General features: G+C 64.5%; 20 protein-coding genes. 8 read left to right on the top strand and 12 right to left on the bottom strand.

Annotated features, from left to right (window positions below; translation table 11 throughout):
* The first annotated feature begins 328 nt into the window (after positions 1-328).
* The gene (gene rplJ / locus M2337_RS10165; protein WP_181559473.1) at positions 329-844 is read left to right on the top strand and encodes a 50S ribosomal protein L10; all 516 of its coding nucleotides are present in this window, start codon (positions 329-331) and stop codon (positions 842-844) included.
* Positions 845-927: 83 nt separating this feature from the next.
* Positions 928-1,308: a 50S ribosomal protein L7/L12 gene (gene rplL / locus M2337_RS10160; protein WP_181559472.1), complete on the top strand. Its 381-nt coding sequence runs from the start codon at positions 928-930 to the stop codon at positions 1,306-1,308.
* A gap of 139 nt (positions 1,309-1,447) precedes the next feature.
* Here rplL and M2337_RS10155 read toward each other — a convergent pair whose 3' ends face one another.
* Complete coding sequence (locus M2337_RS10155) at positions 1,448-2,239, bottom strand: hypothetical protein (RefSeq protein WP_264570132.1); 792 nt, start codon at positions 2,237-2,239, stop codon at positions 1,448-1,450.
* A 152-nt stretch (positions 2,240-2,391) separates the two neighbouring features.
* Here M2337_RS10155 and M2337_RS10150 point away from each other — a divergent pair, with 152 nt between their 5' ends.
* The 6 genes from M2337_RS10150 to M2337_RS10125 all read left to right on the top strand — a co-directional run bounded on the left by M2337_RS10150 (position 2,392) and on the right by M2337_RS10125 (position 14,424).
* A complete protein-coding gene (locus M2337_RS10150; RefSeq protein ID WP_264570131.1) occupies positions 2,392-2,955 on the top strand; it encodes an adenine phosphoribosyltransferase in 564 nt (187 codons plus the stop codon).
* A gap of 5 nt (positions 2,956-2,960) precedes the next feature.
* Complete coding sequence (locus M2337_RS10145) at positions 2,961-3,623, top strand: purine phosphorylase (protein ID WP_264570130.1); 663 nt, start codon at positions 2,961-2,963, stop codon at positions 3,621-3,623.
* A gap of 56 nt (positions 3,624-3,679) precedes the next feature.
* Positions 3,680-4,234 (top strand): superoxide dismutase family protein, encoded by a 555-nt coding sequence (locus M2337_RS10140; RefSeq protein WP_264588595.1) that lies wholly within the window; start codon positions 3,680-3,682, stop codon positions 4,232-4,234.
* Between the two features lie 364 nt (positions 4,235-4,598).
* Positions 4,599-8,771 (top strand): DNA-directed RNA polymerase subunit beta, encoded by a 4,173-nt coding sequence (gene rpoB / locus M2337_RS10135; RefSeq protein WP_181559467.1) that lies wholly within the window; start codon positions 4,599-4,601, stop codon positions 8,769-8,771.
* A gap of 80 nt (positions 8,772-8,851) precedes the next feature.
* Complete coding sequence (gene rpoC / locus M2337_RS10130; protein WP_181559466.1) at positions 8,852-13,108, top strand: DNA-directed RNA polymerase subunit beta'; 4,257 nt, start codon at positions 8,852-8,854, stop codon at positions 13,106-13,108.
* Positions 13,109-13,227: 119 nt separating this feature from the next.
* Entirely contained in the window at positions 13,228-14,424 is a 1,197-nt protein-coding gene (locus tag M2337_RS10125) for a S41 family peptidase (protein ID WP_264570128.1), read from the top strand.
* Between the two features lie 103 nt (positions 14,425-14,527).
* Here M2337_RS10125 and rpmE read toward each other — a convergent pair whose 3' ends face one another.
* The 11 genes from rpmE to tsf form a co-directional block, all read right to left on the bottom strand.
* Positions 14,528-14,755, bottom strand: a complete 228-nt coding sequence (gene rpmE / locus M2337_RS10120; protein WP_181559464.1) for a 50S ribosomal protein L31 — start codon at positions 14,753-14,755, stop codon at positions 14,528-14,530.
* Positions 14,756-14,865: 110 nt separating this feature from the next.
* On the bottom strand, positions 14,866-15,348 hold the full coding sequence (gene fabZ, locus M2337_RS10115; RefSeq protein WP_181559463.1) for a 3-hydroxyacyl-ACP dehydratase FabZ: 483 nt from the start codon (positions 15,346-15,348) through the stop codon (positions 14,866-14,868).
* 6 nt (positions 15,349-15,354) lie between these two features.
* On the bottom strand, positions 15,355-16,032 hold the full coding sequence (locus M2337_RS10110; RefSeq protein ID WP_181559462.1) for an OmpH family outer membrane protein: 678 nt from the start codon (positions 16,030-16,032) through the stop codon (positions 15,355-15,357).
* Positions 16,032-18,644, bottom strand: a complete 2,613-nt coding sequence (gene bamA, locus M2337_RS10105) for an outer membrane protein assembly factor BamA (RefSeq protein WP_413715972.1) — start codon at positions 18,642-18,644, stop codon at positions 16,032-16,034. The genes M2337_RS10110 and bamA overlap by 1 nt, the downstream gene beginning before the upstream one ends.
* 175 nt (positions 18,645-18,819) lie before the next feature.
* On the bottom strand, positions 18,820-19,956 hold the full coding sequence (locus M2337_RS10100; RefSeq protein ID WP_264570126.1) for a M50 family metallopeptidase: 1,137 nt from the start codon (positions 19,954-19,956) through the stop codon (positions 18,820-18,822).
* Entirely contained in the window at positions 19,953-21,119 is a 1,167-nt protein-coding gene (locus M2337_RS10095; RefSeq protein ID WP_264570125.1) for a 1-deoxy-D-xylulose-5-phosphate reductoisomerase, read from the bottom strand. The genes M2337_RS10100 and M2337_RS10095 overlap by 4 nt, the downstream gene beginning before the upstream one ends.
* On the bottom strand, positions 21,116-21,781 hold the full coding sequence (locus M2337_RS10090) for a phosphatidate cytidylyltransferase (protein ID WP_264570124.1): 666 nt from the start codon (positions 21,779-21,781) through the stop codon (positions 21,116-21,118). Before M2337_RS10090 ends, M2337_RS10095 begins: the two co-directional genes overlap by 4 nt.
* Positions 21,778-22,521 (bottom strand): isoprenyl transferase, encoded by a 744-nt coding sequence (locus M2337_RS10085; protein WP_264570123.1) that lies wholly within the window; start codon positions 22,519-22,521, stop codon positions 21,778-21,780. The genes M2337_RS10090 and M2337_RS10085 overlap by 4 nt, the downstream gene beginning before the upstream one ends.
* A gap of 60 nt (positions 22,522-22,581) precedes the next feature.
* On the bottom strand, positions 22,582-23,139 hold the full coding sequence (frr, locus tag M2337_RS10080; protein WP_264570122.1) for a ribosome recycling factor: 558 nt from the start codon (positions 23,137-23,139) through the stop codon (positions 22,582-22,584).
* 18 nt (positions 23,140-23,157) lie between these two features.
* Positions 23,158-23,880 (bottom strand): UMP kinase, encoded by a 723-nt coding sequence (gene pyrH, locus M2337_RS10075; protein WP_264570121.1) that lies wholly within the window; start codon positions 23,878-23,880, stop codon positions 23,158-23,160.
* Positions 23,881-23,986: 106 nt separating this feature from the next.
* Positions 23,987-24,913, bottom strand: coding sequence for a translation elongation factor Ts (gene tsf / locus M2337_RS10070; protein ID WP_264570120.1), 927 nt, complete (start codon positions 24,911-24,913; stop codon positions 23,987-23,989).
* Positions 24,914-25,007 lie beyond the last annotated feature (94 nt).

Below are 25,007 nucleotides of genomic sequence, written 5' to 3'. Positions count from 1 at the left end.
CGCCGTGGCCGGAATTGGAAACGGCTTGCTTTTCACGGCCGTCCCGCCTATCGGGCCTTCGCTCACCGGGCCCGTCCCGGTGCACCGTCCGAGACAGCTGGTGATGGGATCTGCCCATCTTAATGCCCAGCCGAGACGGGGAAAAGTTCTTGCCGGACGGCGCTCCGCTTCGATGCGCAGCTCAATCCGGGTCTGTCCGCACTCTCGTGCCGGACCAGTCAACCCTTCCCCTCGGACTGCTTCGCCGCTTGCGGCCCCTCTCGGGTCGTGCGCGGCACATGTGTGAACGCGGCCGGGCCTTCCGGGCCTTGCCGCAGAGGAGAATGGCATGGATCGCAATGAAAAGACCGAGGTCGTTTCCGCGCTTCACGAATCTCTGAAGGAAATGGGCGTGGTCGTCGTGACCCGCAATCTGGGCCTCAGCGTGGCCCAGTCGACCCAGCTCCGTCAGAAGATGCGGGATGCCGGTGCGACCTACAAGGTAACGAAGAACCGCCTTGCCAAGATCGCCATCAAGGACACCGATTATGCCAGCATCGAAGAGATGCTGGTTGGACCGGTGGGCCTGGCGACGTCTTCCGATCCGGTTGCGGCTGCAAAGGTCGCGATCGATTTCGCCAAGACGAACGACAAGCTGGAGATTGTCGGCGGCGCCATGGGCACTACGCTCCTGGACGCCAATGGCATCAAGGCGCTGGCTTCGATGCCGTCGCTCGACCAGATGCGCGCAACGCTGATCGGCCTCATTCAGGCCCCGGCGACCAAGCTCGCAGTCGTCACCAAGGAACCGGCCGCGCAGCTCGCGCGCGTCTTCAACGCTTATGCCACCAAGGACGCTGCCTGATCCTCAGGCCGCCTCCCCGGCATACAGTTGCAATCAATTGACTTGGGCCAGACCCGGCCCCGCTAGAAAATGGAGTGAATTACATGGCTGATATCAACTCGCTCGTCGACCAGCTCTCCGCGCTGACCGTTCTCGAAGCTGCCGAGCTGTCGAAGGCTCTCGAAGAGAAGTGGGGCGTTTCCGCTGCTGCCGCAGTCGCGGTTGCTGCGCCCGCCGGTGGCGCCGGTGGCGATGCCCCCGCTGCTGAAGAGAAGACCGAGTTCGACGTGATCCTCGTCAACGACGGTGGCAAGAAGATCAACGTCATCAAGGAAGTCCGCGCCATCACCGGTCTCGGCCTGACGGAAGCCAAGGCGCTCGTCGAAGGCGCGCCGAAGGCTGTGAAGGAAGGCGTGAACAAGGCGGAGTCCGAAGAGCTGAAGAAGAAGCTCGAGGAAGCCGGCGCGACCGTCGAGATCAAGTAAGCTTGATGGGAGGGGAGCGGCCCGGCCGTTCCCGCCCGACAAAAAGAAGCGCGTCCGGAGCGATCCGGGCGCGCTTCTTTTTTGCGTTTGAGGGATCGTCGCGTGGATCAGGCGTGATCGATGGGCGCCCGGAGGCCGATCAACGGCGTGTGGCAGCCTCGGCCTTCATCGCCTCGATGGCTTCGCGCAGCGTCGGGTAGCGCGCCCGGTCGCCTTCCTCCCGGGCAGCGGAGCGCTCGGCCCGTCCATAGTCGGTCAGGGCCAATGGCCCCTGCCGCCCGCGCATCCCGAGCCGCCAGAAGAGCAGACTGGCGAGCAGCACCAGGCCGGCGATGAAGCCGATCTGCTGCCACGGCGCGGAAAGATATTGCGCCAGACCGAGGCCCTCGGCCTTGCCCTGCGTGCGCTGCAAGGTGGGTCCGGCCGGCCCGGCGCCCATCGGCACTGCTGACAGCGCGATCGGCACGGGTGGCCCATCCGCGCTATTCATGGAAGGCGCCGTGGCAGCGCCCTCATCGGCCAGCGCGACATCCTGCGCCAGAGCCACCGGCTTTGAACCAGAGTCCAGCAACTCCGGGCGCGCCTTGCGCACATCCTCATAGGAGCGCGCCAAGGGATCGCGGCTCTCCGGGCGATAGGCCGGCAATTCGCTCACCGGCCGCGCGAGGCGGTCGCGCGACTCCGGCCGCGCGGAGGGTTGGGCCAGACGGTCCCGGCTCTCGGGCCGCACCTCATTGGCGATCAGCATCGGCGCCCGCACCTGATTATCCTGCCCGAAGGCAGGCGGGAGCAGCAGGCTGGTGAGCTTCTGGAGATCGAGAAGGCTGGAGCTGGCCCGGGCAAACGCAGTTTCCGCTTGCCCTGCCGCCGGACTCACGGCGAGAAGGCAGGCGAGCGACGCCATCCCTGGAAAGACAACAGGCAATCTCATTATGACCCCACCGACCCATTTCGGGACAGACTGCGATCAGCATATCGTCGCGCCAATGTAAAGCGTGAGGGACACAAGGCGCCCTGTGCCGCCCGATCCTTACGCCGACACGTGCGGCCTGCGCCAGCGGATTATCGAAGGGACACATCATCATGGCCGAGACATCTTCTCTGACCACGACGAACAATGACGACCTCAAAGCGCTGGTACGGACCATCCCGGACTATCCGCTTCCCGGCATCCAGTTTCGCGACGTTTCGACCCTGTTGCTGGATGGCGAGGGCTTTCGGGCGACGATCGACCGGATCGCGGCAATGGTCGATCCGGCGCAGATCGACCTCATCGCCGGCATCGAGGCGCGCGGGTTCATCGTCGCGGCCGGCCTTTCCTACAAGCTCGGCAAGGGCAAGCTGATGCTGCGCAAGTCCGGCAAGCTGCCCGGCGCGACGGTCGGCATTGATTATGCGCTCGAATATGGCACCGACCGGATCGAGATGCATCAGGGCGCCGTGCGGCCGGGGCAACGGGTGCTGCTGGTGGACGATCTGCTGGCGACCGGCGGGACCGCGCTCGCCGGCGCTGCCCTGCTGCGGGGCGAAGGTGCCATTGTCGATCAGGCGGCGTTCGTCATCGACCTGCCCGAGCTGGGCGGTGCCGCGCGCCTCAGGGACGTGGGCATCACGCCCCTCTCCCTCATCACCTTTGAAGGGCATTGAACCGCATGCGCATCCTGATGCTCGCCGCCCTGCCCGAAGAGGCCGATGCCTTCCTGCCGGATGCGGGGGACAGGCTGGACGGCGACTGGCCGCTGGTGCGCCGCGTCGACACCGGGCGCCATCTGGTGCACATCGCGACGACCGGGATCGGCAAGGTCAACATCGCCGCGGCCGCCGCGCGGCTGCATGCGATTCACGCAGCGGATATGCTGATGATCCTCGGGACGGCCGGCAAGCTGAGCGCCCTCGCCGGCGATTGCTTCTGGCTCGCCCGCGCCGTCCAGCATGATTATGGCGCGCGTCGCCCGGATGCCTTCGTGCACTATCCCGCTGGCGCCTGGCCGATGGGGCCGGCAAATGTCACGCCTTATGCGGCCATGCCCGATCCCGGCAGCGCCCTGCCCCATGCTTGCATCGCCAGCGGTGACGCGTTCATCGAGGATGGCGCCTATGCGGCCCACCTCGTTGCTGCGCTGGATGCCGACATCGTCGACATGGAAACCGGCGCGCTCGCCCAATATGCCGCCCAGTGCGGCCTCCCCTGGGGCGGCATCAAGGCGACGACGGACGACGCCAATCCCGACAGCGCGGGGGATTTCCACGCCAACCTCCGCGCCGCTTCCCGCCGGGCGGCGCTTGCCATGGAACGGGCGCTTGACCTGCTTTGACCTCGCCGGACAACACGCTAGATTACGCCGACTGCATCGCCCCAACACAGAGAGACATGATGGCTCATTTTGCTGCTTCCCCCCTCCTCCTCACCGCCACCGGCTTCTGCCTGGCCTTGCAGGGCTGCGGCGCCAAGGCCCCGGCGGGGCCGATGCCCACGCCCGAGCCGTTCGCTGAAGCGATCCTCTATGATGGCCAGGGCAACCGCACCGGTGTCGCGACGCTGGTGCCGGAAGACGGCCATATGCGCGGCAGCGTCGAGGTGACACGCGGGCTGACGCCGGGCGCGCACGGGATGCACATTCACGCCATCGGCAAATGCACCCTGCCCGATTTCGTATCGGCCGGCGGTCATCTCAACCCCGAAAGCAAGCAGCACGGCACCGAGAACCCGCAAGGCCCCCATGCCGGCGACCTGCCGATGGTCACGGCTGACGCACGCGGCGCGGCCAAGGTGACGTTCATGGCGCACACCAACATGGCAACCCTACTGGACGACGATGGCGCGGCGCTGGTGATCCACGCAGACGCCGACGATATGCGCACCGATCCCACCGGTAACAGCGGCGGCCGGGTGATGTGCGGCGTGTTCTACCGCAAGGAATCCTGATCGCAGATCTGGGTTCGTCTCCGACCGGCGCCGCAAAGGCATTGCAGCGGGCCGTAAGCCCCTTGCAATGCCGCGCGATGGCCTTATATCGCTGGTCATTCGGATTGGTCGGGTATCTGCCCGCCAGTCGCCTTCCGCTACCCGGGCAAGCATGACGCGTTGCGCACGACATGCATCACATATGGGGTGACGGCGAGGTTCATATGACGCTCAAGTGCGGATCGGACAGCCCCGGCCCGCACTTTTTTGCGTGCTCGCAGCCCTCGAATCGAGGTGCGCAGACGCAGCAAAAGGCTGAATTTTCGCTGCAATGCGAAAAATATTATCGGGACCACAACACGCAGGAAGGTCAGGTATCTCTGGCATGGCAACCAAGGCTCTCCCCATCAAGCCCGGCGAAAGCGCCACCAAGCGCATCCGCAAGGTGTTCGGCAACATCCACGAGGTCGTGGAAATGCCGAACCTCATCGAGGTTCAGCGCGAAAGCTATGAGCAGTTCCTGCGGTCCAATCCCGCAATCGGCTATGTGTCCGGCCTTGAGAAGACGCTGCGCAGCGTCTTCCCGATCCGCGACTTTGCCGGCACGGCCGAGCTGGACTTCGTCCACTATGAGCTGGAAGATCCCAAGTACGACACCGAGGAATGCCGTCAGCGCGGCATCACCTACGCCGCGCCGATGCGCGTCACGCTCCGCCTGATTGTCTTCGAAGTCGATCAGGACACCGAGACCCGCTCGGTTCTCGATATCAAGGAGCAGGATGTCTACATGGGCGACATGCCGCTCATGACCGGCAACGGCACCTTCATCGTCAATGGTACAGAGCGCGTCATCGTGTCCCAGATGCACCGCTCGCCGGGCGTCCTGTTCGACCATGACCGTGGCAAGACCCACTCCTCCGGCAAGTATCTCTTCGCCGCGCGCGTGATCCCGTATCGCGGCTCCTGGCTCGACTTCGAGTTCGACGCCAAGGACATCGTGAACGTGCGTATCGACCGCAAGCGCAAGCTGCCGGTCACTGCCCTGCTCTTCGCGCTTGGCCTGAACAGCGAGGAAATCCTCGGCGAGTTCTACAACAAGGTCACCTATGTGCGCGGCGAGAATGGCTGGCAGATCCCCTATACGGCGGACGCCTGGCGCGGCCTCAAGCCCACCTTCGACATCATCGACGCCAAGACCGGCGAAGTGGTGTTCGCGGCCGGGCAGAAGATCAGCCCGCGTGCGGCGCTGAAGGCTGCCAAGGACGGCCTGGAAGCGCTCGTGATCCCGACCGAGGAAGTCTATGGCCGCTACAGCGCCTATGACCTCATCAACGAGAGCACCGGCGAGATCTACATCGAAGCCGGCGACGAGGTCTCGCCCGAGAACCTCGCCAAGCTGGATGCGGCCGGTATCGACCGCCTCGAACTGCTCGACATCGACCATGTGAACACAGGTCCGTGGATCCGCAACACGCTCAAGGTCGACAAGGCCGAAGACCGCGACCACGCGCTTTCCGACATCTACCGCGTCATGCGCCCCGGCGAGCCGCCGACGCGCGAGACCGCCGAAGCCCTGTTCGAAGGCCTGTTCTTCGACGGCGAGCGCTATGACCTCTCGGCCGTGGGCCGCGTGAAGCTGAACATGCGCCTTGGCCTCGACGCCGAGGACACCATCACGACGCTGCGCCGCGAGGACATCCTCGCCGTGGTCAAGGAACTGGTGAACCTCAAGGACGGCAAGGGCGAGATCGACGACATCGACAATCTCGGCAACCGCCGCGTGCGTTCGGTGGGCGAGCTGCTGGAGAACCAGTATCGCGTCGGCCTGCTCCGCATGGAGCGCGCCGTGAAGGAGCGCATGTCCAGCGTCGACGTCTCGACGGTGATGCCGAACGACCTCATCAACGCCAAGCCCGCTGTGGCAGCGGTGCGCGAGTTCTTCGGCTCCTCGCAGCTCTCGCAGTTCATGGACCAGACCAACCCGCTCTCCGAAATCACGCACAAGCGTCGCGTTTCGGCCTTGGGCCCGGGTGGTCTCACCCGTGAGCGCGCCGGCTTCGAGGTCCGCGACGTTCACCCGACCCATTATGGCCGCATCTGCCCGATTGAGACGCCGGAAGGCCCGAACATCGGCCTGATCAACTCGCTGGCGAGCTTCTCGCGCGTCAACAAGTACGGCTTCATCGAGACGCCCTATCGCAAGGTCATCGACAATAAAGTGACGGACGAGGTCGTGTATCTCTCCGCCATGGAAGAGGCCAAGCACACGATCGCGCAGGCCAACGCCGAAGTGAACCCGGACGGCACCTTCGCCGAGGATCTCATCTCCGCCCGTGAGGCCGGCGAGTTCCTGATGGCGCCGCGCGACCACATCACGCTGATGGACGTCAGCCCCAAGCAGCTCGTTTCGGTTGCCGCATCGCTCATTCCCTTCCTGGAAAACGATGACGCCAACCGCGCGCTCATGGGATCGAACATGCAGCGTCAGGCAGTGCCGCTCGTTCAGGCCGAGGCGCCGTTCGTCGGCACCGGCATGGAAGAAACGGTTGCGCGCGACTCCGGTGCCGCCATCGCGGCCAAGCGCTCGGGCATCGTCGATCAGGTTGACGCCACCCGCATCGTGATCCGCGCCACCGAAGAGATCGAGGCCGGCAAGTCGGGCGTCGACATCTACACGCTGATGAAGTTCCAGCGTTCCAACCAGGATACCTGCATCAACCAGCGTCCGCTGGTGAAGGTGGGCGAGCATGTGAAGGCCGGCGACGTGATCGCCGACGGTCCCTCGACCGAGCTGGGCGAACTGGCCCTGGGCCGCAACAGCCTCGTCGCGTTCATGCCCTGGAATGGCTACAACTACGAGGACTCCATCCTGATCTCCGAGCGGATCGTGAAGGACGACGTCTTCACCTCGATCCACATCGAGGAGTTCGAGGTGATGGCCCGCGACACCAAGCTCGGGCCGGAGGACATCACCCGCGACATCCCGAACGTCGGCGAGGAAGCCCTGCGCAACCTCGACGAGGCGGGCATTGTCTACATCGGCGCCGAGGTGGAGCCTGGCGATATTCTCGTCGGCAAGATCACGCCCAAGGGTGAAAGCCCGATGACGCCGGAAGAAAAGCTCCTCCGCGCCATCTTCGGTGAGAAGGCCAGCGACGTGCGCGACACCTCGCTCCGTCTGCCGCCGGGCGTTGCCGGCACGATCGTCGAGGTGCGCGTGTTCAACCGTCATGGCATCGACAAGGACGAGCGCGCGATGGCCATCGAGCGCGAGGAAATCGACCGTCTCGCCAAGGACCGCGAGGACGAGCGCGCGATCCTCAATCGCGCAACCTTCAACCGCCTGCGCGAGATGCTGATCGGCCAGACGGCCACGGCAGCGCCCAAGGGCGTCAAGAAGGGCGTCGACATCACCGAGGAGCTGCTCTCCGAGGTCGAGCGTCACGAGTGGTGGAAGTTCGCTGTTGCGGACGATGCCCGCCAGTCTCAGCTCGAAGCGGTCAAGACGCAGTATGACGAGGCCGTGAAGGTCATCGTCGAGAAGTTCGAGGACCGCGTCGAGAAGCTGCAGCGCGGCGACGAGCTGCCCCCGGGCGTGCTCAAGATGGTCAAGGTGTTCGTCGCGGTGAAGCGCAAGCTGCAGCCGGGCGACAAGATGGCCGGCCGTCACGGCAACAAGGGCGTCATCTCGCGCATCCTGCCGGTCGAGGACATGCCGTTCCTGGAGGATGGCACCCCGGTCGACATCGTGCTCAACCCGCTGGGCGTGCCGTCGCGCATGAACGTCGGGCAGATCTTCGAGACGCACCTTGGTTGGGCCGCACGCGGTCTTGGCCAGCAGATCAAGCACGCCCTGCGCGACTGGCGCGAAGCCAACCCGAACGCGACCGGCGGTGAAATGCCGGAAGCGGTGAAGGAGCGCCTGCTGACCGTCTATGGCGAGGATTATGCGGACGAGATCAAGTCCCGCTCGGCTGAGCAGGTCATCGAGCTTGCTTCCAACCTTGTGACCGGCGTTCCGATCGCAACACCGGTGTTCGACGGTGCGCGTGAAGCCGACGTTTCGGCCATGCTGCAGCTGGCAGGGCTCGATACGTCGGGCCAGTCCACGCTCTATGACGGCCGGACCGGTGACGCGTTCGATCGCAAGGTGACGGTGGGCATCATCTACATGCTCAAGCTGCACCACCTTGTGGACGACAAGATCCACGCCCGTTCCATCGGCCCCTACAGCCTCGTCACCCAGCAGCCGCTGGGCGGTAAGGCCCAGTTCGGTGGTCAGCGCTTCGGTGAGATGGAGGTCTGGGCACTGCAGGCTTATGGTGCAGCTTACACGCTGCAGGAAATGCTCACGGTCAAGTCCGACGACGTGGTCGGCCGTACCAAGGTCTATGAGGCGATCGTCAAGGGTGACGACACCTTCGAGGCCGGCATTCCGGAAAGCTTCAACGTGCTCGTGAAGGAAATGCGCTCGCTCGGCCTCAATGTGGAGCTGGCAGCGCTGGAAGACCTCTCCGACAGCGATGGCGACGACGAACTGCCCGAGGCGGCGGAATAATGGGAAAAGGGGCGCTGCTCGCGCGGCGCCCCTCCCCTTCGCCCCTTTACGAACTTCAGCCCTCTGCAGGGAATTGAGACATGAACGAACTGACCACCTTCGCCAATCCGATGGCCAAGCCGGAAACCTTCGACCAGATCCAGATCGGCATTGCGTCGCCTGAGCGCATCCGCAGCTGGTCCTTCGGCGAGATCAAGAAGCCGGAGACGATCAACTATCGCACGTTCAAGCCCGAGCGTGACGGCCTGTTCTGCGCGCGCATCTTCGGCCCGATCAAGGACTATGAGTGCCTGTGCGGCAAGTACAAGCGCATGAAGTATAAGGGCATCGTCTGCGAAAAGTGCGGCGTGGAAGTGACCGTTTCCAAGGTCCGCCGCGAGCGCATGGGCCATATCGAGCTGGCCGCGCCGGTTGCCCACATCTGGTTCCTCAAGTCGCTGCCTTCGCGCATCGGCCTGCTGCTCGACATGCAGCTCAAGCAGCTTGAGCGCGTCCTCTACTTCGAGAGCTACATCGTCATCGAGCCGGGCCTCACCCCGCTGGAGAAGTATCAGCTGCTCAACGAGGACGAGCTGGTCGAAGCCCAGGACGAATATGGCGAGGACGCCTTCTCCGCCGGCATCGGTGCCGAGGCGGTCAAGCAGATGCTCATGGACCTCGATCTCGAGGGTGAGCAGAAGGCGCTGATGGAAGAGCTGGCGACGACCAAGTCGGAGCTGAAGCCCAAGAAGATCATCAAGCGCCTCAAGGTCGTGGAAAGCTTCATCGATTCCGGCAACCGCCCGGAATGGATGATCCTCGACGTGGTGCCGGTCATTCCGCCGGAACTGCGCCCGCTGGTGCCGCTGGATGGCGGCCGCTTCGCGACCTCGGACCTCAACGATCTCTATCGTCGCGTCATCAACCGCAACAACCGCTTGAAGCGCCTGATGGAGCTCCGCGCGCCGGACATCATCGTCCGCAACGAAAAGCGCATGCTGCAGGAAGCCGTTGACGCCCTGTTCGACAACGGCCGTCGTGGCCGCGTCATCACCGGCGCCAACAAGCGTCCGCTCAAGTCGCTCTCCGACATGCTCAAGGGCAAGCAGGGCCGCTTCCGCCAGAACCTGCTCGGCAAGCGCGTCGACTATTCCGGCCGTTCGGTCATCGTGACCGGTCCGGAGCTCAAGCTGCACCAGTGCGGCCTGCCCAAGAAGATGGCGCTCGAGCTGTTCAAGCCGTTCATCTACGCCCGCCTCGACGCCAAGGGTCTCTCCATGACCCTCAAGCAGGCGAAGAAGTGGGTCGAGAAGGAACGCAAGGAAGTCTGGGACATCCTCGATGAGGTGATCCGCGAGCACCCCGTGCTGCTGAACCGCGCCCCGACGCTCCACCGCCTCGGCATCCAGGCGTTCGAGCCCGTGCTGATCGAGGGCAAGGCCATCCAGCTCCACCCGCTGGTCTGCGCCGCGTTCAACGCCGACTTCGACGGTGACCAGATGGCCGTCCACGTTCCGCTGAGCCTTGAGGCCCAGTTGGAAGCGCGCGTGCTGATGATGTCCACCAACAACATCCTCTCGCCCGCCAACGGCAAGCCGATCATCGTGCCCTCGCAGGACATGGTGCTGGGTATCTATTATCTGTCGATGGAACTGGCCGGCGAGCCGGGCGAAGGCATGATCCTAGCCGACATGCAGGAGGTCCACCAGGCCCTCTTCGCCAAGGCGGTGACGCTGCACAGCAAGATCATCAGCCGCGTGCCGCAGACGGACGAGAATGGCGAGACCTACATGCGCCGCGTGGAAACCACGCCGGGCCGTATGCTGATCGGCGAGTGCCTGCCCAAGAGCCACAAGGTGCCGTTCGACGCGGTCAACCGCCTGCTCACCAAGAAGGACGTGGGCGACGTGATCGACGAGGTCTATCGGCACACCGGCCAGAAGGACACGGTGCTGTTTGCCGACGCCATCATGGCGCTGGGTTTCCGCCACGCGTTCCAGGCCGGCATCTCGTTCGGCAAGGACGACATGATCATTCCGGACAGCAAGGTGGCTCTGGTCGATGAGACCAAGGCGCTGGTGGCCGACTATGAGCAGCAGTATCAGGACGGCCTGATCACCCAGCAGGAAAAGTACAACAAGGTGATCGACGCCTGGTCGGGCTGCGGTGACCGTGTGGCCAACGCCATGATGGACGAGATTCGCTCGATGCCGCAGGATCCCGATACGGGCCGCCTGAAGCCGATCAACTCGATCTACATGATGAGCCACTCGGGTGCCCGTGGTTCCCCGGCGCAGATGAAGCAGCTGGCCGGCATGCGCGGCCTGATGGCCAAGCCGTCGGGCGAGATCATCGAGACGCCGATCATCTCGAACTTCAAGGAAGGTCTGACCGTTCTTGAATATTTCAACTCGACGCACGGCGCCCGTAAGGGTCTGGCCGACACGGCGCTCAAGACGGCGAACTCGGGTTACCTGACCCGCCGTCTGGTCGACGTGAGCCAGGACTGCACCATCGTCGAGGTGGATTGCGGCACGCAGAAGGCGCTGGAGATGAAGGCCATCATCCAGGGCGGCAGCGTGATCGCATCGCTCGGCGAGCGCGTGCTCGGCCGCACCACGGCCGAGGACATTGTGGACAGCAAGGATGGCTCGGTCATCGTCCCCGAGGGCGAGCTGCTGGACGAGGCGATGGTCGCCAAGATCGAGGCCATTGGCGTTCAGGCGGTCAAGATCCGCTCGCCGCTGATCTGCGAATCCAAGATGGGCGTGTGCGCCAAGTGCTACGGGCGTGACCTCGCCCGCGGTACGCCGGTGAACATCGGTGAGGCTGTCGGCGTGATCGCCGCCCAGTCGATCGGTGAGCCGGGCACGCAGCTGACGATGCGCACCTTCCACATCGGCGGTGCCGCCCAGCTCAACGAGCAGTCCAACCTCGAGGCCGTCTCCGACGGTTCGATCGAGTTGCGCGACATGCCGACCATCACGGACAAGCACGGCCGTAACCTGTCGCTGGCCCGCAATGGCGAACTGGCGATCATCGACGATGAAGGCCGCGAGCGTGCGGTCCATCGCCTGCCTTATGGTGCCGCCATCCTGTTCAAGCATGGCGCCAAGGTGAAGCAGGGCGACCGCATCGCCGAGTGGGATCCGTTCACGCAGCCGGTGATCACCGAGAAGCCGGGTATCGTGAAGTATCAGGACCTGATCGACGGCAAGACGCTGACCGAACAGGCGGACGAGGCCACCGGCATCACGCAGCGCGTGGTGACCGAATATCGTGCCCCGTCCCGCTCCAAGGACGATCTGCGTCCGCGCCTCACCCTGCTGGACGATGCCTCTGGCGAGGCAGCGCGTTACCTTCTGGCGCCGGGCGCGACGCTCTCGGTCGAGGATGGTGCGCAGGTGCAGGCCGGCGACGTGCTGGCCCGTGTCTCCCGCGAGGCTGCCAAGACCCGCGACATCACGGGCGGTCTGCCGCGCGTGGCGGAGCTGTTCGAGGCGCGCAAGCCCAAGGACAATGCGATCATCGCACGGGTCTCGGGCCGCGTTCAGTTCCTCAAGGACTATAAGGCCAAGCGCAAGATCGCGATCCTCCCCGAGGATGGCGGCGAGCCGGTCGAGTATCTGATCCCCAAGAGCAAGGTGATCGACGTTCAGGAAGGCGACTACGTGAAGCGTGGCGACAACCTGATCGGCGGTTCGCCCGATCCCCACGACATTCTCGAAGTGCTCGGCATCGAGCCGCTTTCGGAATATATGGTCGCGGAGATCCAGGAGGTCTATCGACTGCAGGGCGTGAAGATCAACGACAAGCACATCGAGGTGATCGTTCGCCAGATGCTGCAGAAGGTCGAGATCACCGACGGCGGCGACACCACGCTGCTGGCAGGCGAGCAGGTCGATCGCGAGGAAATGGACGAAGTGAACGCCCGCCTCGCGCCCGGCCAGCAGCCGGCGTTCGGCAAGCCCGTGCTCCTCGGCATCACCAAGGCGTCGCTGCAGACCCGCAGCTTCATTTCGGCTGCCTCCTTCCAGGAAACGACCCGCGTCCTCACCGAGGCGGCCGTTCAGGGCAAGAAGGACACGCTGATCGGCCTCAAGGAGAATGTGATCGTCGGGCGTCTGATCCCGGCCGGCACCGGCTCCTCGATGAACCGGATGCGGATCGCCGCGAACAGCCGCGATGCTGCGCTCCGCGCCGCCATGCGGGCCGCCAACGAGGTTCACCTCGTCGCGCCGCAGACCGCCGCCGAAGAGCATGAGGCCGAGCTGCGCCAGCCCGTGGAAGCCGCCATCGGCGACGATCCGCTCGGCAAGGTGCAGGGTGAGGACTTCACCACCGAGGACATGAACTAAGCATCAGGTCCTTTTCGGAAGAAAATAGAGAGGCCCGCCGGAGCGATCCGGCGGGCCTTTTGCTTGGATGTCAGGCGCGATATCCTGTGGCATCGACTCCCCTGGCCGCAGGACATATGATGCTGAAACTGAGGTTCTGCCGCCTTGCCCTGACTTTGGGCGCCCTCGCCCTCTCTGCCAGTGGCGCGCTGGGACAGACCAATCCCTATCAGGAGGATGCCCGTGCACTTCCGGGCATCATCGCGGAAACCTATGCCTATCCCGAGCGCCTTGCAGGCGGCGAATATCGCCTGCCCTCCCGGCTCCAGGCGGAAGCCGAGGCGGTGCGCGATGAGGATGGCCTCATCCGGCTTGCAGAACGCGCCCTCATGGTTCTCGCCGACCATCATGCAATCACGGGCGCCTCCTTCTCCAACAGCTGGGCGGTTTTCCCGAGCTTCGGCGACCTGTGGATCGAGCGGCGCGGCGCTGCCTATCGGATCGAGCAAGTACGTGCCGGCAGTCCGGCGGAACAGGCCGGTGTGCAAGCCGGCGACGAGCTGATCGCCATTGCCGGAACGCCTGTACAGGCAGCGGTCGACGCGTTCTGGACCGACCTTGGCGTCGCGCCGGGCGAAGGCGATGCCGGCTATGCCGCGCGCGTACTCGCCGCGAGCCGTCGCGACCGCCCACGGCTGCTAACCGTGAAGGCCAGCGGCAGGCCGCCACGCACGGTGGAACTACCCAATCTGTACGCCCTCAAGCATCCGGATATGCCGCCGCTCTCGGTTGCCGAGGACGCCCGCGGCGCAGCGATCATCCGCTTCCACGATTCCCTCGGGCGCGGTGACACGATCCCGGCCTTCGATACGGCCATGGCAGCGCTGACGCCGGGCAAGCCGATCATTCTCGACCTGACAGACACGGCCAGCGGCGGCAATACGACGGTCGCTCGGGCGATCATGGGCTGGTTCGTCACCCAGCCCACCGCCTATCAAATTCACAACCTGCCCGTCGAACAGCGCGAGACCGGCATTGCGCGGCAGTGGATCGAGCAGGTGCTGCCACGGGCGGGGAAGCATCATGCCGGCCCGGTCCTCGTGCGGGTGTCGCGCTGGACGGGGAGCATGGGCGAAGGCCTGGCGATTGGCCTGCATGCCATAGGCGCGCGCGTGCAAGGCAGCAGGATGGCGGGGCTCCTGGGCGCGATCTACGATCATGCGTTGCCCAAATCCGGCGTGATCATCAAATTGCCGACCGAGCGCCTGTACGCTGTCGATGGAACGCCGAGGGAAGTTTTCCAGCCCGAGCCGGTCCCGATGGATACAGCGCGCTGATGGTCAGCATTCTGGGCGCGCGGCCAGGCCTCCGTCGGCGCTCCTGACAAAGAAAAAGGCCCCGGAAACCGGAGCCTTCCTCTGAAACCTTGGGTGGAGCCGCTCAGTTCTTCTTGAGCGTGAGGCCACCGAAGCGCTTGTTGAACTGGGCAACACGGCCGCCCTGATCGAGCTGGCGCTGACCGCCGGTCCATGCCGGGTGCGACGTCGGATCGATTTCCAGCGTCATCGTGTCGCCTTCCTTGCCCCAGGTCGAGCGGGTCTGGAAGCTGGTCCCGTCCGTCATCTGCACGGTGATGAGGTGATATTCGGGATGCGTGTCTTTTTTCATGTGTCGGCTCCTGAAATGACCGGTTTCCGACCGGTCCGGGGCGTTAGGGAAGCGCGGCCCTTAGCGGGAAAGGGCCGGCTTGGCAAGGCTCTGCGGGGTTTGTGTCCCGCTCAGTCCTTCGGCGGATCGGCGATCATCGCGACGCAATTTGTTTCTGCGCACAATTTGCCGTCGATGCTGGCCTTGCCGGAGAATTTGCAGACCGAACCGCGCAGCTGCGTGAACTCGACATGGAGGTCCAGCAGATGCCCCGGCTCGACAGGCGCACGGAACTTCGCGCCCTCAATGGTCATGAAATAAACGAGCTTGCCCGTGCCGGCGAGCCCGAGAGACTCGACGGCGAGGATGCCGGCAGCCTGGGCAATCGCCTCGACGATGAGCACGCCCGGCATGATCGGCCGGCCGGGGAAATGCCCCTGGAAGAACTGCTCGTTCATCGACACGGCCTTGACCGCGTGGATCGAGGTCTTGGGAACCATCGAGACCACACGGTCGACCAGCAGCAACGGGTAACGATGCGGCAAGGCTGCCAGCACGCCACGGATATCGAGTCCGCCGCTCTGTTCAGCCTCTGCGCTTTCCGTTTCGCTCATCGGTGATTAGCGCCCTTCGCCAGCCGTCGGCGTGCGCGCAGCCGGCGCTGCAGCGGCAGGCTGCTGCTGCTGCTGCTGCTGACCACCGGGCTGCCAGCCCTGCGGCGGCGTGATGCTGACGGACGGAACCAGCGCGTTGATCTCCTGCACGAGCAGACGGGTGACGTCCGCCGTGGGCTGGAAGGCTTCTGCAGCTTCAGCCTTCACCAGCAGGTCGATCTTGTTCTTGGTCATCACGTTGCGCATGGCCTCGGGCAGCTTGGCGCCGATCTGCTCGAGCACATAGGCGCGGGCGAGCTGGAGCGGCTGCTCGAGACGCTGCAGTTCGGCCTGCGCTTCCTGCGCGCGACGCTGCAACTCGTTATACTGGTTCTGCAGGGTGGTCTGCGTGGCAGCGGGCGGGTTCTGGCCAGCGGCCTGCGCTGCGGTCTGCAGCGCAGTCTGCTTCTGCTGAATCTCGGTCTGCAGCGCAGTGCGACGCGTGTTGATCTGGTCGATATTCGACTTGTAGGTCACCTGCATCTGCTGGCTGGCCGTGGTGGCCGCGCTCGACTGGCCAATCGCCTCGTCGATGTTGACGACGGCAATCGCCTGCTTGACCTGTGCGGAAACCGGCGCAGAAACGCTGAGGGCCGCGACCGATGCCGTTGCGAGCGCAACAGCGGAAAAGATGGAGTTACGCATCAGAATTGTGTCCCTATGTTGAAGGTTACAAGCTTGGTATCATCGCCGTCGACCTTCACCAGGGCCTTGGCGATATCGATCCGGAACGGACCGAAGGGCGAATTCCAGTTCACGCCGAAACCGACCGACACGCGCGGTTTGGGGCTGTCGCCGAGGAAGACTTCCTTGAAGCCGCCAATCGACGTTACGTAAGGCGTCGTACCGGAAGGACAGCTAGCGCCATCGGGAATGGACGAAAGCGAACTGGCGGTCGTGTCGGTCGCAGGCGTGATGCACTGCCTCAAGCCGCTGGCATCCCGGATGGGGAAATCGATGTTTTGGGGCAGGTCGATCAAGTTCGGACGACGGACGCCGAAGACGGCACCGGCATCGATGAACACTGACGGACGCAGGCCCATGTCGCGCGCGCCGGCACCAAGCGGAATCTCGATCTCAAAGTGCGTGAGATAGTAAGCGCGGCCGCCCAGAGCGTCGTCGGACCACTGGTCGCGGTTTTCACTGAGCCCGATGACGTTATTGTTCTCGTCGTACAGATAAGGCTTGCGCACGATCCGCGGCCCGACGCCGCGAATATCGAAACCGCGCAATTGCGGCTCACCCAGGAAGAAGCGATCGACGAGGCGGACGGGGTCGGAATTCGGCCCCGCGCCATCTTCGAACGAATGGATGTAGCCTGCCTCGCCCTTCACCGAGAAGATGAAGCCGCCGCCGAGCGGCCAGTATTTATCGGCAGAGAGACGGTTGCGCAGGTAACGGACGTTACCGCCCAGACCGGCAAAGTCCTGACTGAACGTGATGCTGTGCCCGCGCGTGGGACGGATGCGGTTGTCCCGCATGTCATAAATTAGCGAATAGCCGATCGACGACGTGGTGCGCTTGCCGATGGCATCGCACAGATACTGGCTTGCGCGCAGAGGGTCGCACTGGAAGTTGCCGGCCTGCTCACGGTCGGAGTAATAGTTGGCCTTGTCCAGCGTCACGTCCTCGAACGAGAGGCCATAGCGCAGCGCCAGCGAGAGATATTCGGTAATCGGCAGACCGGCGCGCAGCTGGAAGCCGGTGCGGACCTGGCTGTACAGCGTGTTGCGGTCATTACCGGACAGGTAGTTGAACGAGTTCGTATCCTGCCGGAAGATATCGCCGCCCAGCGCGATGTTCTTGTCCAGGAAGTAGGGCTCGGTGAAGCCGACGTTCACGGACTTTGAGTAGCTCGAATAATTGACCGAAGTGCGCAGTTCCTGGCCCATGCCGCGGAAGTTGCGCTGCGTGACCGATGCCGAGAGGATGAAGCGCTCAAGGCTCGAGAAACCAGCGGAAAGCTGAAGCTCACCGGTCGCCTTTTCCTCGACATTGGTTTCCAGCACGATGCGGTCGGGCGCGGAACCCGGCTTCTGGTCGATCTCCAGACGCTCCTGGAAGAAGCCCAGCGAGTTGATCCGGTCCTGCGAGCGGCGGACCTGGAAGGTGTTGAACGCGTCGCCCTCGTGCAGACGGAACTCCCGGCGGATCACCTTGTCCTGCGTCAGCGTGTTGCCGTTGATATCGATCCGCTCGACATAGACGCGCGGCGCGTTGGCGATGCGGAAGGTGATGCCCATGGTGAGGTCTTCGCGGCTGCGATTGAACTCGGGCTGCACGTCGGCGAAAGCATAGCCGAACAGACCGGCGGTCTGGTTGAGCTGCTCGACCGTGTCTTCCACGGCCTTGGCGTTGTACCAGTCGCCCTTCTTCATCCGCAGCGAGCGGGACAGGCCCTCGGAACTGAGGTCGCGAATATCGCTCTGCACGGTCACGTCGCCGAACTTGTAGCGGTCGCCTTCCTCCACCACATAGGTGATGATGAAGTCCTGCTTGTTCGACGTCAGCTCGGCAACGGCCGACACGACGCGAAAATCGGCATAGCCCTGCGTCAGGTAGAACTGACGGACCTTCTGCTGGTCATAGGCCAGACGGTCGGGATCGTAGGTAGTGCCGGACGAGAAGACGCGGAACCAGCGCGACTGCTTGGTCGCCATCTCGCTGCGCAGCTGCCCATCGGAGAATTTGTCGTTGCCGATGATGTTGATCTGGCGGACCTTGGATTTCGGCCCTTCCGTGATCTCGTAGACGATGTCGACGCGGTTCTGGTCCAGCTGCACCAGCTTGGGATCCACGACCGCCGCGAACCGGCCCTGGCGACGATACAGCTCGATGATCCGGGCGACGTCCGCACGCACCTTGGAGCGCGTGTAGATCTGCCGGGGCGCCATGCGGATTTCGGGAAGGATCTTGTCGTCCTTGAGGCGCTTATTGCCCTCCAGCACGATACGATTGATGACCGGGTTCTCGGTCACCTGGATGGTGAGCGCGCCCTGATTGTCGCGGATCTGCACATCCGAGAACAGTTCGCTGGCGTAAAGCTCGCGCAGCGCCTCGTCGAGCGTCTCGCGGGTGTATTTGTTGCCGATCCGCAGCTTGGTATAGGAGAGGACCGTGTCCCCCTCGAGGCGCTGGGCACCTTCCACCGTGATGGCGGAGATGGTGCGCTCTTCGGCGGTCACCGGCTGAACCGCAGGCGCGGAGGGCAGCGCGGGGGCCGGCTGCGCTGTGGCGCTTCCGGTGGCCTGTGCCATCGCCGGCACGGACCCGAAGCCTGCCAGGATGGTGCCACACAGGAGCAACGGCGCGAGGCGGCCCTGTGTCGATGAAATGCGTGCTGCTTCGCTCAAACTCAGATTCCTCGACATGTCCTGAATGCACTTCATCCGGGGAAGCCGCATCCGCGCTGCCTCCCCTGCCCCAACCCGATCAGCCAATCAAGCCGCTCAGCCCTCGCCAGACGCCAAACGACGCCAGATCGTTCAAAGTCACGAAGATCATCAGTCCCAGCAAAAGCGCGAGGCCCGACCGAAACGCCATTTCCTGAAAGCGTGGACTGACCGGCCTGCGCTGAATAGCTTCTATTCCGTAGAAGAACAAATGACCCCCGTCGAGCATGGGAATTGGCAAGAGATTGATGAACCCCAAGTTAATGGAGACCAGCGCAACGAAGGCAATCAGCGCCTCCGGCCCCAATGCCGCCTGCTCGCCGGAAATCTGCGCGATCTTAAGCGGCCCGCCCAGTTCATCGACTGAGCGTCGCCCGGTGACGATGTCGGCGAGGCCGCTCGCCATCATGCCGATCAGCTCGCCCGTGCGGCGCACGCCGACCCAGGGCGCCTCGAGCAACCCGACAGGGCGCGAAACCGATTCAAGGCTACGCACGCCGAGCGCGCCATAACGGAACTCGTTGCCGAATCGATCGACTTGAACGACCTCGCCGATCTTCACCGGAATCTGGCGCGCTGCCCCGCCACGCTCGACGGTGAGAGTGACCTCCTCGCCGGGCAGCTTGGTCACGATGATCTGGCGCAGCTCGCCAAACAGCTCCACCGGCTTGCCATCCACGCCGCGAATCTTGTCCCCGGACAGGATGCCGGCGCGGTCCGCCGCGGAATTGGCTTCCACCGCCGTCACGTCGGCCGGGGTGACATTCTCGCCATAGGCATAAGCAAAGCCGCCCAGAATGATCGCGGCGAACAGCAGATTGATAAGCGGCCCGGCCAGCACGATCAGCGCGCGCTTGCCGACCGACTTGGACTGGAAGGTGCGGTTGCGCTCATCCGGCGGCAGTTGCAGCCAGCTCGGGTCGGACTGGCTGGCCGCGTTCATGTCTCCGGCGAACTTGACGTAGCCGCCGAGCGGCAGCGCCGCGACGCGCCAGCGCGTGCCGCGCTTGTCATGCCAGGCGAAGACCTCCTTGCCGAAGCCGATGGAAAAGGTCTCGGCATGAACGCCGAACCAGCGGCCGACGAGATAATGTCCCAGCTCATGAACGAACACGAGCGGGCCGATGACCAGCAGGAACGCGAGGATCGTGAAGAAGAAACCGGGGTTATCGGTCAATTGATGAGCTCCGCCGTCAGCCGCTCGGCCATTGCACGCGCCGACCTGTCGATGGCCTGAACATCCTCGAGCGTAGCGATGCGGCCGGCGTCGCTGCGGGCTAGCACGTCTTCGACGATCCGGCCAATATCAAGAAAGCCGATCCGCCCATCGAGGAACGCGCCAACGGCGATCTCGTTGGCGGCATTGAGAATGGCCGGTGCGCCGCCGCCGGCCTGGATCGCCTCGCGCGCAAGGCGCAGCGCGGGGAAGCGCTCCTCATCGGGCGCCTCGAAGTCGAGCCGGCCAAGCGTGGCCAGATCGAGCGGTTCGCAGGGCGTCTCCATGCGCTGCGGCCAGGCCAAAGCGCTGGCGATGGGGATGCGCATATCCGGGCAACCCAGCTGCGCAATGGTCGACCGATCGCGATATTCGACCATCGAGTGAATGACCGATTGCGGGTGAACGAGGATCGAAAAGCGCTCAAGGCCGATGGGGAAGAGGTGATAAGCCTCGATTAGCTCCAGCCCCTTGTTCATCATCGTCGCGCTGTCGATGCTGATCTTGCGGCCCATCGACCAGTTGGGATGCTTGACCGCCTGCGTCGGCGTCACCGTGCGCATGGCCTCGCGGCTGAGCGTGCGGAACGGGCCGCCGCTGGCGGTGAGCGTGATCTTGCGCACGGCGTCGAGGCCGCCGCTTGCGAGGCACTGGAAGATTGCGTTGTGCTCACTGTCGACCGGCAGCAGCGCGGCGCCACTGCGGGCGACCGCCGCCATCATGACGTCACCGGCCGAAACCAAGGCCTCCTTGTTGGCCAGCGCCACGGTCTTGCCCCCGGCGACCGCAGCAAGCGTGGGAGCCAGTCCCGCGCAGCCGACAATGGCGGCCATGGTCCAGTCCGCGCCCATTTGGGCCGCCTCGATCAGTGCCTCGCCGCCGGCGGCGGCCTCGATGCCGCTACCGGCCAGCGCAGCCTTGAGCGCGCCATAACGGCTCTCATTGGCGATGACCGCGCGGCGGGCGCGGTGCGTGATGGCGATCGCGGCGAGCTTGTCGACATCGTCCCCGGCGGTCACGGCCAGAACCTCGAACGCCTCCGGCTCGCGCGCAATGAGATCGAGCGTGGAGGTGCCAACCGACCCGGTCGCGCCGAAGACGGAAACGGTGCGCGGCACGATCATCCCAGCATTCCTCCTGCGCTGGCCAGAGCAGCCAGAATGGCGGCCAGCAGCAGGCCGTCCACCCGGTCGAACATGCCGCCATGGCCGGGGATGAGATTGCCGCTATCCTTCACGCCCGCCCGCCGCTTCATCCAGCTTTCGAAGAAGTCGCCCACCTGGGCCACCACAGCGATGGCTGCGCCGAGTAGCGCGCTGACCAGCACGAAGCCGGGCTGCAGGCTCACACTGGCGACAACCGCCACCAGCAGCCCCGAGGCGGTCATGCCGCCGCCAAGACCCGCCCAGGTCTTGGACGGACTGATCGCCGGTGCGATCTTCGGCCCGCCAATCGTCCGCCCGGCGAAATAGGCGCCCACATCCGTCGCGATGACGATGCCGATCAGCAGCCAGCGCGTCGCCGCGCCCAGAGACAGCAGCGCTAGCGCCGCACCGCCGATATAGATCAGCCCGAAGAGCAGCCAGAGCATCCGGGCGAGCGTGCCATCGGGAAAGCGCCGGACGAGGCCGCGCCATTCCCAGAAAACGAGGGCGCTCACCAGCGCCACCAGCAGGATCAGCACCGCGCCATCGGCCCATAGCGCGAGCCCGGCGCCGACCAGCAGCACGATCGCCGAGCCGGTGCGAACCGCCAGATCGGAGCGAGGCGCGCGTTCGGCCATCATCGCCCTCCGTACCGGCGTTCGCGGCAGGCGTAGCTTTCCACCGCAGTTGCCAGCGCCGCCTCATCGAAGTCCGGCCACAGCGTCTCGGTGAAATACAGTTCGGCATAGGCCGCCTGCCAGAGCAGGAAGTTGGAGAGGCGCACTTCGCCAGAGGTGCGGATCAACAGATCGAGCGGCGGCAGGTCAGCGGTATCGAGCTGCGCCGCGATGACGGCGGGCGTGATCGCTTCGGGTGCCAGCGTGCCGGCCTGCACCTGCTGGGCAAGAGCGCGCATGGCGCGAGCCAGTTCGTCCTGCGATCCATAATTGAGCGCCACTACCAGCGTGGACGCGGTGTTGGCGGCGGTGCGCGCCACGGCCGCATCGACCATGGCCGCCGCTTCCGGCTCGAAGGCATGGTGATTGCCGATGATCTTCAGCCGGATGCCGGCCTCGTGCAGATCATCCACTTCCGAGCGGAGAAACTGCTTCATCAGGCCGGTCAGGTCGGCAATCTCGTCCTCAGGCCGCTTCCAGTTCTCAGACGAAAAGGCATAGAGCGTCACGCATTCAATGCCGAGCTTGGATGCAGCTCGCAGGGTACGGCGCACGGCCTCGGCTCCGGCGCGATGACCGGCGACGCGTGGCAAGCGACGCGCCTTCGCCCAGCGGCCATTGCCATCCATGATGATCGCGACATGGCGCGGCACCGCCCCTTCCCCGCCGGTCTGGACGGGGGTCGGCGCGGCCTTGCGCGTCATCCTGGACCTCAAAAGGCTCATAAATGGCCCTGGCCTCTCCCTCGGCGGTCGAAGGACGGATTATTTGCCAAGGATTTCCTTTTCCTTCGCCTGCGCTGCCGCATCGATATCCGCTATGGTCGAATCGGTGAGCTTCTGCACGTCGGCTTCAGCGCGCTTGCGCTCGTCCTCGCTGATCTCGCCCTTCTTCTCGTCGGTTTTGAGATTGTCCATGCCATCGCGGCGGACGTTGCGGGCGGCGACGCGCGCCTTCTCGGCATATTGGCCGGCCAGCTTGGCGAGTTCCTTGCGGCGCTCTTCGGTCAGGTCTGGAATCGGCAGACGGACGTTCTGCCCGTCGACAATCGGATTGAGGCCAAGGCCCGCCGAGCGGATCGCCTTGTCGACCGGGCCGACATTGGACTTGTCCCATACCTGCACGGAGAGCAGGCGCGGCTCCGGCGCGGAAACGGTCGCGACCTGATTGAGCGGCATCTTGGCGCCGTACACCTCTACGGTGATGGGATCGAGCAGGCCCACATTGGCCCGGCCCGTACGCAGCCCGTTCAGATCGTGCTGGAGCGCGTCGACGGCGCCTGCCATGCGGCGCTCCAGATCAGCCTTGTCATATTTTGCCATCTTGCCTCTCCGATGAACCTAGCGACCGCTGTCGACCAGGGTCGAAACGCCCTCGCCGCGCAGCACGCGGGCAAGGTTGCCCTGCTCGCGAATGTTGAACACGATGATGGGAATGGCGTTATCGCGGCACAGCGCCACGGCGCTGGCATCCATCACCTTGAGATTTTGTGTGAGCACCTGATCGTAACTCACGCGATCGAAACGCTTTGCAGAATCGACGAGCTTAGGATCGGCATCATAGACGCCATCCACCGACGTACCCTTGTAGAGCGCGTCGCAGCTCATTTCGGCCGCCCGTAGCGCCGCGCCGCTGTCCGTCGTGAAATAGGGATTGCCCGTGCCGGCGGCGAAGATCACCACCCGGCCCTTCTCCAGATGCCGCTGGGCGCGACGACGGATATAGGGTTCGCAAACGCTGGCCATGGGAATGGCAGACTGCACCCGCGTGGCGACGCCCAGATGCTCCAGCGCATCCTGCATGGCGAGGGCATTCATAACGGTCGCCAGCATGCCCATATAATCGGCATTGGCGCGGTCCATGCCCTGCGCCGCGCCGGCCATGCCGCGGAAGATGTTGCCGCCCCCGATCACCAGACAGATCTCGAAGCCGAATTCCTTGGCCTCCTTCACTTCCCCGGCCACGCGCGCGACAGTGCCCGGATCGATACCGAAGCTCTGAGCCCCCATCGCGGCCTCGCCCGAGAGCTTGATGAGAATGCGCTTGGGGGCGGTCGTGGTCATGAATGCCTAACAAATTCCAGAGACGGGAGCGGCGCGGACCTTAGTAAGCCCGCGCCGCCATGCCAAGCACCGAGCGCGCCCGGTGCGTAATAAATGAAGGGAAGGATCAGGCGCCGACGGCGGCTGCGACTTCTGCCGCAAAATCCTTCTCTTCCTTCTCGATGCCTTCGCCGAGCTGGAAGCGCACATAGTCCTTGAGGACGATGGTCGTGCCGGCATCCTTCGCGGCCTTGGCCACGACGTCCGCGATCGGCGTCTTGTTGTCCATCACGAAGATCTGCGAGAGCAGCGCCTGCTCCTTGGCGAACTTCGCCACGGCGCCGTCGACCATCTTGGCGACGATGTCGGCGGGCTTGCCCGACTCGGCAGCCTTCTCAGCCGCGATCTTGCGCTCGCGGTCGAGAATTTCGGACGGAATGTCCTCAGCCTTGAGCGCGACCGGGAAAGCCGCCGCGATGTGCATGGCGATCTGCTTGCCGAGAGGGGCGAGCACGTCGGCACCGGCCGGGCTCTCCAGCGCGACGAGCACGCCGATCTTGCCGAGCGAGGGCGCCACGGCGTTGTGCATGTAATCGATGACCAGACCCTGGTCGACCGACACAGCCTTCACGCGACGCAGCTGCTGGTTTTCGCCGATGGTGGCGACATTGGTCACCAGCGCATCGTTGATCGTGCCACCGGCCGGGTGCGGCGCGGCCAGCAGGGCCTCGGCGTCGCCGATGGCGTTCTTGAGCGCCACGTCGCCCGCCGTGCGGACGAAGCCCTGGAACTGATCGTTCTTGGCGACGAAGTCCGTCTCGCTGTTCACTTCGACGGCAACGCCGCGCGTGCCATCGACAGCCACGACCACGAGGCCCTCGGCTGCGGTGCGGCTCGACTTCTTCTGCGCGGCGGCAAGGCCCTTGGCGCGCAGCCAGTCGACTGCGGCTTCCACGTCACCATTGGTTTCGGCAAGCGCCTTCTTGCAGTCCATCATGCCAGCGCCCGAGCGCTCGCGCAGTTCCTTGACGGCGGCTGCGGTAATCTCTGCCATGTCTCTTGTTCCTCAAATCTCGAATTCAATATTGCCAGATGTCAGGCGGGCGCCAGGATCGTTCCCGATCCGGCGCCCTGCCCGCACATTGTTG

Source organism: Sphingobium sp. B2D3A (genome assembly GCF_025961795.1).
Lineage (GTDB): Bacteria > Pseudomonadota > Alphaproteobacteria > Sphingomonadales > Sphingomonadaceae > Sphingobium.
This window is presented reverse-complemented; position numbering and strand designations above follow the sequence as displayed.